The organism is Aquabacterium sp., from assembly GCF_044226965.1.
Lineage (GTDB): Bacteria > Pseudomonadota > Gammaproteobacteria > Burkholderiales > Burkholderiaceae_C > Pseudaquabacterium.
The window spans coordinates 1-8,794 of record NZ_JBGAGA010000120.1; the positions used below are offsets into that span (position 1 = coordinate 1).

The window sequence follows — 8,794 nt, forward strand, 5'->3', positions numbered from 1 at the left end:
CATGCGGTGCATGCGCAGGCGCCGGACTGGTTCACCACCGCGCCGGTGGGCGCCATCGACAAGGTGCTGAAGAAGGCCGGCTGGGACGCCAAGAGCGTGGGCCTGTGGGAGGTGAACGAGGCCTTCGCCGCAGTGACGATGGCCGCGATGACCGAGTTCAAGCTGCCGCACGAGATCGTCAACGTGCACGGCGGCGCCGTGGCGCTGGGCCACCCGATCGGCGCCTCGGGCGCGCGCATCGTCGTCACGCTGCTGGGCGCGCTGAAGAAGCGCAACCTGAAGCGCGGCGTGGCGGCGCTGTGCATCGGCGGCGGCGAAGCCACCGCGATGGCGGTCGAGCTGTACTGACCCGCCTGGCCCGGCCGGGGGCCGGGCCTACGCGTCGTGCCCGGCCACCCGCTCGATGCGCCGGTCGGGCACCAGCCAGATCAGCGCCACCAGCACATAGATCGCCTGCGCCAGCCAGGTGCTCACGAAGGTCAGCCCGATGCCCGCCAGGTACAGCAGCGGCGAGGCCTTGCCCTTCCAGTCGCCGCCCACGGCCTGCCGCAGCAGCGATCGCTCGCCCTGGACCGCGATGATGGCCTGCTGCAGCACGTAGTAGGCGACCGCCGCCGCCAGCAGCACCAGCCCGTAGATCGCCGAGGGCAGCGGGGCGAAATGGTTTTCGCCCATCCAGCCGGTGGCAAACGGCAGCAGCGAAAGCCAGAACAGCAGGTGCAGGTTGGCCCACAGGATGCCGCCCGTCACCCGCGTGCAGGTGTGCAGCATGTGGTGATGGTTGTTCCAGTAGATGCCGACGTACACGAAGCTCAGCACGTAGCTCAGGAACACCGGCAGCAGCCCCAGCAGCGCCGCGGGCGTGGGGTCGTGGGGCACCTTCATCTCCAGCACCATGATGGTGATGATGATCGCGAGCACACCGTCGCTGAACGCTTCGAGCCGGGTCTTTCCCAACGCAGTTTCTCCTCGCAGGCCGATGGGCGCGGGCCGGGCCGTTCCACAGGGCTTCCAGAGCGCCCGGAACGCCGCGGCCGCGGACAGCGCGAAGCGTAGCAGCAGGAAGGATCGGTGGCGCCCGCTGCCTGGCGCTCAGGCCTGGCGGCGCGCGCGGTACAGCATGTCCAGCGTGATGTGCCGCACCTCGAGCTTGCTCTGCTCGATGTGCGCGCGCAGCAGGCGCTGCGCCTCGTCGCCGCGGCGGCGGGTGATGGCGCGCAGGATGCGCGCGTGCTCGTCGTAGGTGGCCTCGATGCGCGCGGACTTCGTGAAGTCCAGGCGCCGGATGATGCGGATGCGCTCGGTGATCTCGCGGTGCACACGCGCCATCTCGCGGTTGCCGCTGGCCTGCACCAGCCGGGCATGGAACTGCTCGTCGCAGCGGCCGACCTCGGCACCATCGGCCAGGCGCTCGGCGGCCGGCACCAGCCAGATGTCGGCCAGCTCGGCCAGGGCGGGCCGGTCCTCGGCCTCGGCCAGGTGCTGCGCGGCGTGGCATTCGATCAGCACGCGCAGGTCGTACAGCTCGTCGAAGGTGTCGAAGTCCAGCGGCGCCACCTGCCAGCCGATCTTCGGCATCACCTGCAGGAAGCCCTCGCGCTCCAGCCGCTGCAGGGCCTGGCGCAGCGGCGTGCGGCTGACTTCCAGGCGCTGCGCCAGCTCGCTTTCGCTGCAGCGGTCGCCAGGCATCAGCGTGAAGTCGAAGACCATCTGCTTGATGCGCGCGTAGGCCTGGTCGGCCAGCGTGGCGGGCGCGCTGTCCAGCGGCAGCACGGCGGCGGGTTCACGGGACGCGGACATGATCGGTCGATGATACGCAGCGGCGCGGTGGGGGCGGCTCATGGCTCGAACGGGATCATGCTGACATGGGCCGCCACGATCTTCCAGCCGCCCTCGAAGCGCACCCAGGTCTGGCTCTGGAAACCGCGCAGCGTCGTGTCGCTGCGCACGAACTCCACCTGCACGGTGGCGAAGCGGTCGCCGAAGCTGTTGATGCGCGGCAGGGCCAGCCGCCGCGTGAAGGCCGGCGCCGGCACCGTGGCGCGGAACGCGCGCAGCGCCTCGGCGCCGAACTGGCGGTCGGCGATGCCATAACGCGTGACACGAGCGTCATCCCAGAAATAGGCGTCGAGCGCGGCGGTGTCGTTCGTCATCAGCGCGCGTTCGTAGTCCTCGAGCAGGTGCTCGAGTTCCGCGATCACGGCGGGGTCGTTGACGACCAGGTCGGTCATCGCGGCCAGGGCGCCGTTCACCGCGACGCCCGCCAGGCGCGCCAGCCGCCGAAGGCGCTGATGTCGGTGGCCTGCGCCAGCGCCGCCGGCTCGCAGATGAAGCCCTTGACCCAGCGGCCGTCGCCCAGCTCCACCGAGCCCAGGCCCAGCGGCGGCGGAACCAGCGCGAGGAAGCTGCCCAGCGTGTCCGCCGGCAGTTCGTAGACCTCCAGCGCGATGGCGTGGCCGGCCTCGCCCTCGCCCACCCGCGCCAGGCCGGGCTTGGGCGGCGTGGTGCCGGGCAGCGCGTAAAGGCGGTAGCGCGGCGCCGTCTGCGTGCGGGCGACGAGCCGTGCGCCGCGCTCGAGCAGCTGGCCGTGCAGCGGCATGCCTTCGAGGTGCGCGCCGACCACCGCCAGCTCGAGCGACGGCGCCGCCTGCGGCAGCGCCCGCAGTGCGCGGTCGGCCGCCTTCGCCTCGCGCAGGCGTGCGCCCAGCGGCAGCGCACGCGCCGCCTCCCAGCGCGCGCCCAGCGCGGCCAGCGCAGCATCGGCCCCGCCCGGCGCGATGAAGGTCACGCCGAAGGGCAGGCCGCTGCGCGCGAAGCCGCTCGGCAGCGCCAGCGCCGAAAGTCCCAGCAGGTTCACGAAGTTGGTGAAGCGGCCCAGCTCGGCGTTGCGGCGCACCGGCTCGGCGGCCACCGCGGCACGCGTCGGGCAGGTCGGCGCGGTGGGCACCATCAGCACGTCGATGTCCTGCCACAGCGGCGCGAGGCGCTGGCGCAGCGCTTCCAGCCGATAGCGCGCATTGAACACGGCCACCGCATCGTATTCGCCGGCCGCCGCGATCACCTGGCGCACCGTGGCGTCCATCTGCTCCGGATGGCGTTCGATCAGGTCCTTGACCACCGCATAGCGCTCGGCCACCCAGGGGCCTTCGTAGAGCAGGCGGGCCACCTCGAACAGCGGCTGCATGTCCACCGGCTGCGGCTTCAGGCCCCAGGCATCGAGCTGTGCCAGCGCCTCGTCGAAGGCCGCGTCGTAGCCGATGGCGGCATCGCAGCCCGGCTGCGCCGGCACGCCGATGCGCAGCGGCGACTGGCCGGCGCCAAACCAGGCCGGGCGCGGCGCGTGGTGCTGGAACGACGGCTCGCCCGCGGCGCCTTCGATCACCGCCATCACCTGCGCGGCATCGGCCACCGTCAACGCGAACACCGACACCACGTCCAGCGTGCGGCAGGCCGGCAGCACGCCCTGCATCGGCACGCTGCCGGGCGTGGGCTTCAGGCCGACCAGGTTGTTGAAGCCGGCCGGCACGCGGCCGGAGCCCGCGGTGTCGGTGCCCAGCGCGAAGGCCACCAGGCCGCGTGCCACCACCGAGGCCGAGCCCGAGCTCGACCCACCGCTGACATGGGCCGCATCGAAGCTGTTCGGCACTTCGCCATACGGCGAGCGCGTGCCGACCAGGCCGGTGGCGAACTGGTCGAGGTTGGTCTTGCCCACCAGCACCGCGCCGGCCTCCATCAGGCGCTGCACCACCGTCGCATGGCGCTGCGGCACGAAGCGGAAGGCCGGACAGGCGGCCGTGGTCGGCAGGCCGGCCACGTCGATGTTGTCCTTCACCGCGAAGGGCACGCCGTACAGCGGCAGGCTGGCGGGATCGACGGCGGCCAGGCGCTGCAGCTGCGCGGCGATGAAAGCCTCGTCGCAGCGGTGAATCCACGCCGGGTCGTCGGCGTGGCGCTGGGCCAGCAGCGGCGACAGCAGGGCCGGCAGCGAAGCGCCGGGCTCGGTCACGGCCCGGCGCCAGTCGGCCAGGGTCAGGAGGTTGCGGGTCATCGTCTCGTCATGTGCGCAGCGCGGCCATCAGCGCTGCGGCGCTGGCGGTCCAGCCGACGATGGCGCCTTGGGCGGTGATCATCGCCAGCGTCGCCGCCTTGAACTCGGGGAAATAGCTCTCGGTGCCATCTTCGACCAGCAGGCAGTCGTAGCCGCGGTCGTTGGCCTCGCGCATCGTGGTCTGCACGCAGACCTCGGTCGTCACGCCCATCAGCACCAGTTGCTTGATGCCGCGCGCCTGCAGTGCGTTCTGCAGTCCGGTGGCGTAGAAGGCGCCCTTGCCGGGCTTGTCGATCACCAGCTCGCCGTCGATCGGGGCCAGCGCCGTCACGATGGCGTGGCCCGGTTCGCCGACGACCAGCACCCGGCCCATCGGCCCGACATCACCGATGCGCAGGCTGGGCGCGCCGCGCAGGCGCTTGGCGGGCGGGCAGTCGTGCAGGTCCGGCGCATGGCCTTCGCGGGTGTGCACGACGAAGCCGCCCGCGGCACGCCAGGCCGCGAGCACTGCCTGCACCGTCGGCACGATGGCCTGCAGCCGCGTGACGTCGTTGCCCAGCGAAGCGCCGAAGCCGCCGGGCTCGACGAAGTCGCGCTGCATGTCGATGATCACCAGCGCGGCGCTGCCGATCGCGAAGTGGAACGGGAAAGGCTTGGCGTCCAGCACTGTCGTCATGCCGTCCCCCTCATGCCGCCGCCTTGTCGGCGCCGTGCGCCTTGCCGCCCATGAAGGCGCCGAGCTCGTGCCGGTCGGCCGCATGGCCGGGCACGTCGTGCACGATGCGGCCTTCGCTCATCACCACGATGCGGTCTGCCAGCGCCAGCAGCTCGTCGAGGTCTTCGCTCACCAGCAGCACCGCGGCGCCGCGATTGCGCGCGGCCATCAGCCGGCCATGGATCTCGGCCACCGCGGCGAAGTCGAGCCCGAACACCGGGTTGCTGACCAGCAGCAGGTCGGCCTGGCCGCTCAGTTCGCGTGCCAGCACAGCGCGCTGCACGTTGCCACCGGACAAGGTGCGGATCGGCGCGCGCTCGCCCTGGGTCTTGACACCGTACTCGGCGATCCAGGCGCGCGCGCGTTCGCGCAGCCGGCCCCAGCGCACCCAGCCGCCCAGCCACGGGGCGCTGGCGAACGGCGCTTCGTCGAACTGCCGCAGCCCCATGTTGTGCGCGACGCTCAGCTCGCCGACGCAGGCGTTGTGCAGCGGCTCTTCCGGCAGGCTGCGCACACGGCGCTCGCGGTTCTCGCGCCGCGTGGCCTGGAAGTCGTGGCCGGACACGGTGACGCTGCCGCCTTCGCGCGCGCGCTGGCCGGTCAGCGACTGCATCAGCTCGCGCTGGCCATTGCCGGAGACGCCGGCGATGCCGACGATCTCGCCGGCGCGCACCTGCAGGCTCAGGCCCCGCACCGCCGGCTCGCCGCGGTCGCCGCGCACCTGCAGGCCGTCGATCTGCAGGCGCACCTCGCCGCTGTCGCGTACTTCACGCGTCAGCACCGCCTTGATCACCTTGCCCTCGCCGACCATCGCCTGCGCCAGCTGCTGCGCCGGCAGCTCGGCCACCGCGCCGGTGGCCACCAGCTTGCCGCGGCGCAGCACGCTGACGTCGTCGGCATGCTCGGCCACTTCGCGGAACTTGTGCGTGATCATCACCACCGAGCAGTCGCCCGCATGCGCCCGCTCGCGCAGCGCCCCCAGCACCTCGTCGGCCTCCTGCGGCGTCAGCACCGAGGTGGGTTCGTCCAGGATCAGCAGGCGCGGCTTCAGGAACAGCTGCTTCAGGATCTCGAGCTTCTGCTTCTCGCCGGCCGACAGGTCCAGCGGCAGCGCGTCGAGGTCGAGCTTGAACGGTGCGCTGGCGAGGAAGTGCTCCAGCTCGGCGCGGGCGGCGCGCCAGTCGATGATGGCCGGGATGTGGCCCCGCGCCAGCAGCAGGTTCTCGGCCACCGTCATGCCCGGCACCACGGTGAAGTGCTGGTACACCATGCCGATGCCCAGCTCGCGCGCGACGGTCGGGCTGGTGATCGCCTGCTCGCGGGTGTTGATCATCACCGCGCCATCGTCGGGCTTGTAGTAGCCGACGATGCACTTCACCAGCGTGCTCTTGCCCGCACGCCATCGAGCGCCGTGAAGGCCCCGAAGCGCTTGGTGAGGTTGAAGGTCTCCAGCGTCAGCGCGTGGGTCATGCCGCCATCTCCCGCCGGAACACCTCCAGCGTGTGCGCCTTCACACGCACGAACTCGGGCTCGGCCACCACCTCGGGCAGGCGCGGGCGCGGCAGGTCGAAGGGGACGATCTCGGCGATGCGGGTGGGGCGGCGCGTCAGCAGCAGGATGCGGTCGGCCAGGAACACCGCGTCTTCGAGGTCGTGCGAGACGATCACCATCGTGGTGTTCGTCGCCAGCTGCGCTTCCTGCAGCTTGGCGCGGATGAACAGCGTCATCTCGAAGTCCAGCGCGGAGAACGGTTCGTCGAGGAACAGCACCTCGGGCCGGGTGGCCAGCGAACGCATGATGCACACGGTCTGCATCTGCCCGCCCGACAGCTCGTACGGGTAGCGCTGCAGGTCGAAGCGGATCTCGAACAGCGCCACCAGTTCGTCGACGCGGCGCTTCACCTCGGCCGGCTTCAGGCCCCTGCGCTTGAGCGGGTAGGCGATGTTTTCCCAGGCGCTGATCCACGGGAACAGCGCGTCGCGGTAGTTCTGGAACACGTAGCCGATCTGGGTGTCCTTCAGGCTCTTGCCGTCGAACAGGATCTCGCCGGCATCCAGCGGCACGAGGCCCGCGATCATGTTCATCAAGGTCGACTTGCCGCAGCCGTTGGGCCCGAAGATCGAGACGATCTTGCCGCGCGGCAGGTCGAGGTTGAAGTTGGTGTACAGCGGCACGCCGGCGAAGCTCTTGCTGAGGCCCCGCACCGTGACATGCGTGGCGGGCGCGGCCGGCAGGTTCAGCAGGGTGCCGGGTTCGGCTGCGGGCAGCACGGCCGTGGGAAGAGGTCCGCTCATGCCTTGCCACTCCAGTGGATGATCTTCTTCTCGAAGACCAGGAAGCCCAGGTTCAGCAGGTAGCCCAGTGCGCCCGTCACCAGGATCGAGGTGTACATCTCCTTGACGTTGAAGACCTGCTGCGCGTCGATGATGCGGTGGCCCAGGCCGGTCTCGGAGCCGATGAACATCTCCGCCACGATCACGATCACCAGCGCCATGCTCACCGCGCTGCGCAGGCCGACGAAGGTCTGCGCCAGGCTCTCCATCAGCAGCACGTCCTTGAACACGTGCCACTTCGACACACCCATGATCTGCGCCGCCATCACGCGCGTCTTCTTCGCGTTCATCACGCCGTAGGCCGAGTTGAACAGCACGATCAGCGCGGCGCCGAAGCTGGCGATGGCGATCTTGTTGATGTCGGTGATGCCGAAGATCAGCATGAACAGCGGGATCAGGGCCGAGCTGGGCGTCGAGCGGAAGAAGTCGATCAGGAACTCGACCGAACGGTAGGCGCCCTCGGCGCTGCCCAGCATCACGCCCAGCGGCACGCCGATGGCCACCGCAATGCCGAACGAGCACAGCGTGCGGTACACCGTGGCCCACAGGTCCGGGAAGATGTTGCCGCTGCCGAACACGCCCAGCATGTGCGCCAGCGTCTCGCCCGGCGGCGGCACCAGCACCGCCTTGACCCAGTGCGCCGAGATCATCAGCTGCCACAGCGCCAGCAGCAGCAGCGGGCCGACCAGCGGCAGCCAGCGTTTGTCGAGCAGCTTGCCCATGCTCATCAGCCGGTGTAGAGCAGCGACTTCACGTCGAGCTTGCGCGTGAAGATCTTGCGCTCGGTGAACACGTCGAAGAACTTCTGGAAGTACTCGACGTCGGCGGGCTTGAACTCGTTGTACAGCGTGAAGCCCGACAGCGGCACTTCCTTCACCAGCGAGGCCTCGATGGCAGCGTGAAGCCCGACAGCGGCACTTCCTTCACCAGCGAGGCCTCGATGGCCGTGAAGCCGTCCATGTGCGTGCGCGACTCCTCGGGGTTCTTGCGGACCCATTCGACGCACTTGGCGTAGGCCGCGATGTACTTCTTCGCGAGCTCGGGCTTCTCCTTCAGGAACGCGGTGGTCACGCTGGCCGAGCCGCCGAACCAGGGCGCATCGGCATCGCCGAGCACGTACTTGGCGATCACGCCGGGCTCGAGCACACGCGTCAGGCCCTTCAGCCGGCCGGCGGTGCCGGTGGGCTCCAGCGTGTACACCGCATCGATCTGGCCCGCGGCCAGCGCCGGCACATGCTGGCCGATCGGCAGCTCGATGACGCTGGGGTTGGCGATGCCGTTCTTCTCGAGGATCACCTTGGCCAGCGTGACGTTCTGGATGCCGGGGCCCGAGGCCACCTTCTTGCCCCCCAGCTCGGCAATGCTCTTGATCGGCGAGTCCTTGGGCACCACGAACTCGTCGAGCACCAGCTTGCGGTTGCTCGGGTTGCTGCAGATGATCTTGAACAGGTTCGGGCTGGTGATCTCGGCCAGGCCCAGCGCGGCCGAAGCCGTGCCGTTGGCCGAGCCGTGGATGCGGCCGGCGATCATCGCCTCGGCCACCTGCTGCGCGCTGGCGAACTTGGCGCCCTCCACCTGCAGCCCGGCTTCCTTGAAGATGCCGCGCTCCAGGCCCACGTACAGCGGCAGGCCGGAGGCGATGGGCCAGAAGCCGATCAGGATCTTGTCGTCGGCGGCGAGCGACTTGCGGCTCAGGCC

Annotated in this window: 9 protein-coding genes and 2 pseudogenes; 1 reads left to right on the forward strand and 10 read right to left on the reverse strand. The window is 70.2% G+C overall.

From position 1 onward, the window contains the following. Positions 1 to 348, forward strand: a pseudogene (locus ACILR4_RS28570) (acetyl-CoA C-acetyltransferase); the annotation flags it as partial. A 27-nt stretch (positions 349 to 375) separates the two neighbouring features. Here ACILR4_RS28570 and ACILR4_RS28575 read toward each other — a convergent pair. From ACILR4_RS28575 to ACILR4_RS28620, 10 genes and pseudogenes are all read right to left on the reverse strand, one after another. Beyond that, complete coding sequence (locus ACILR4_RS28575; protein WP_395704286.1) at positions 376 to 957, reverse strand: TMEM175 family protein; 582 nt, start codon at positions 955 to 957, stop codon at positions 376 to 378. A 135-nt stretch (positions 958 to 1,092) separates the two neighbouring features. Continuing rightward, complete coding sequence (locus ACILR4_RS28580) at positions 1,093 to 1,800, reverse strand: GntR family transcriptional regulator (protein WP_395704287.1); 708 nt, start codon at positions 1,798 to 1,800, stop codon at positions 1,093 to 1,095. A gap of 38 nt (positions 1,801 to 1,838) precedes the next feature. Then, positions 1,839 to 2,252 (reverse strand): AtzH-like domain-containing protein, encoded by a 414-nt coding sequence (locus tag ACILR4_RS28585; RefSeq protein ID WP_395704288.1) that lies wholly within the window; start codon positions 2,250 to 2,252, stop codon positions 1,839 to 1,841. Beyond that, positions 2,249 to 4,048, reverse strand: coding sequence for an allophanate hydrolase (gene atzF / locus ACILR4_RS28590; protein ID WP_395704289.1), 1,800 nt, complete (start codon positions 4,046 to 4,048; stop codon positions 2,249 to 2,251). The genes ACILR4_RS28585 and atzF overlap by 4 nt, the downstream gene beginning before the upstream one ends. Before the next feature lie 7 nt (positions 4,049 to 4,055). Then, positions 4,056 to 4,724, reverse strand: coding sequence for a cysteine hydrolase family protein (locus ACILR4_RS28595; RefSeq protein ID WP_395704290.1), 669 nt, complete (start codon positions 4,722 to 4,724; stop codon positions 4,056 to 4,058). Between the two features lie 10 nt (positions 4,725 to 4,734). Continuing rightward, positions 4,735 to 6,233: pseudogene (locus ACILR4_RS28600) on the reverse strand (ABC transporter ATP-binding protein). Next, a complete protein-coding gene (locus tag ACILR4_RS28605) occupies positions 6,230 to 7,057 on the reverse strand; it encodes an ABC transporter ATP-binding protein (RefSeq protein ID WP_395704291.1) in 828 nt (275 codons plus the stop codon). The pseudogene ACILR4_RS28600 and the gene ACILR4_RS28605 overlap by 4 nt, the downstream one beginning before the upstream one ends. Continuing rightward, positions 7,054 to 7,824: an ABC transporter permease gene (locus ACILR4_RS28610; RefSeq protein WP_395704292.1), complete on the reverse strand. Its 771-nt coding sequence runs from the start codon at positions 7,822 to 7,824 to the stop codon at positions 7,054 to 7,056. The genes ACILR4_RS28605 and ACILR4_RS28610 overlap by 4 nt, the downstream gene beginning before the upstream one ends. Next, a complete protein-coding gene (locus ACILR4_RS28615; RefSeq protein WP_395704293.1) occupies positions 7,824 to 7,973 on the reverse strand; it encodes a hypothetical protein in 150 nt (49 codons plus the stop codon). Before ACILR4_RS28615 ends, ACILR4_RS28610 begins: the two co-directional genes overlap by 1 nt. Further along, a partial coding sequence (locus tag ACILR4_RS28620) for an ABC transporter substrate-binding protein (RefSeq protein ID WP_395704294.1) occupies positions 7,970 to 8,794 on the reverse strand: 825 nt, incomplete at its 5' end. The genes ACILR4_RS28620 and ACILR4_RS28615, both read right to left, overlap by 4 nt.

Excerpts from the sequence above, each read along its gene's own strand:
- ACILR4_RS28595 (WP_395704290.1), bottom strand. The coding sequence starts at position 4,724 with ATGACGACAGTGCTGGACGCCAAGCCTTTCCCGTTCCACTTCGCGATC.
- ACILR4_RS28605 (WP_395704291.1), bottom strand. The coding sequence starts at position 7,057 with ATGAGCGGACCTCTTCCCACGGCCGTGCTGCCCGCAGCCGAACCCGGC.
- ACILR4_RS28580 (WP_395704287.1), bottom strand. The coding sequence starts at position 1,800 with ATGTCCGCGTCCCGTGAACCCGCCGCCGTGCTGCCGCTGGACAGCGCG.
- atzF (WP_395704289.1), bottom strand. The coding sequence starts at position 4,048 with ATGACCCGCAACCTCCTGACCCTGGCCGACTGGCGCCGGGCCGTGACC.
- ACILR4_RS28610 (WP_395704292.1), bottom strand. The coding sequence starts at position 7,824 with ATGAGCATGGGCAAGCTGCTCGACAAACGCTGGCTGCCGCTGGTCGGC.